A 1,478-nucleotide genomic window follows, 5' to 3' on the forward strand; every position below is an offset into this window, starting at 1 on the left:
CTTCCACAAGCCACTGCCGGATCACTAGTCCCGACTTTCGTCCCTGCTCGACCTGTCAGTCTCACAGTCAAGCTCCCTTGTGCACTTACACTCGACACCTGATTGCCAACCAGGCTGAGGGAACCTTTGGGCGCCTCCGTTACTTTTTAGGAGGCAACCGCCCCAGTTAAACTACCCATCAGGCACTGTCCCTGACCCGGATCACGGGCCGAAGTTAGATGTCCAAAGTGACCAGAGTGGTATTTCAACGATGACTCCACCCGAACTGGCGTCCGGGCTTCAACGTCTCCCACCTATCCTACACAAGCCACTCCGAACACCAATACCAAACTATAGTAAAGGTCTCGGGGTCTTTCCGTCCTGCTGCGCGTAACGAGCATCTTTACTCGTACTGCAATTTCGCCGAGTTTATGGTTGAGACAGCGGGGAAGTCGTTACTCCATTCGTGCAGGTCGGAACTTACCCGACAAGGAATTTCGCTACCTTAGGATGGTTATAGTTACCACCGCCGTTTACTGGGGCTTAAATTCTCAGCTTCGCCCCCGAAGGGGCTAACCGGTCCTCTTAACCTTCCAGCACCGGGCAGGAGTCAGTCCGTATACATCGTCTTGCGACTTCGCACGGACCTGTGTTTTTAGTAAACAGTCGCTTCCCCCTGGTCTCTGCGGCCCACACCCGCTCACGGAGAGCCAGTCTCCATCACGGGGCAGGCCCCCCTTCTCCCGAAGTTACGGGGGCATTTTGCCGAGTTCCTTAACCATAATTCTCTCGATCGCCTTGGTATTCTCTACCTGATCACCTGTGTCGGTTTGGGGTACGGGCGGCTAAAACCTCGCGTCGATGCTTTTCTCGGCAGCATAGGATCACCGGATCCCCCCATACGGGGGTCCCATCAGATCTCAGGCACGTGCTCGAAGCACACAGGAACGGATTTGCCTATCCCTGACCCTACATCCTTAGACCGGGACAACCATCGCCCGGCCCGGCTACCTTCCTGCGTCACACCTGTTAATACGCTTACCTCCCGGGATCAGGTCCCAGCCACCACCACAACACTCACTTCTCGAAAGAAGCTTTGCGTCAGGTGGGGGGTGGTTAGTATCCCCCGCTCAGTATTGGCGGTTCTTCGCCGGTACGGGAATATCAACCCGTTGTCCATCGACTACGCCTGTCGGCCTCGCCTTAGGTCCCGACTTACCCAGGGCAGATTAGCTTGACCCTGGAACCCTTGATCATTCGGCGGACGGGTTTCTCACCCGTCTTTCGCTACTCATGCCTGCATTCTCACTCGTGTAGGCTCCACCGCTGGTTTCCACCGCGACTTCACCGCCCACACGACGCTCCCCTACCCATCCACACCCCTGAACCACAAAGGCTTAGGCAAATGTGTGAATGCCACAACTTCGGCGGTGTACTTGAGCCCCGCTACATTGTCGGCGCGGAATCACTTGACCAGTGAGCTATTACGCACTCTTTCA

Annotated in this window: 1 rRNA gene; it reads right to left on the reverse strand. The window is 56.0% G+C overall.

Annotated elements, in window-relative coordinates:
* A 23S ribosomal RNA gene (locus tag ACIQVD_RS34205) occupies positions 1 to 1,478 on the reverse strand; the annotation flags it as partial.

Source organism: Kitasatospora sp. NPDC090308, from assembly GCF_044769485.1.
Lineage (GTDB): Bacteria > Actinomycetota > Actinomycetes > Streptomycetales > Streptomycetaceae > Kitasatospora > Kitasatospora fiedleri.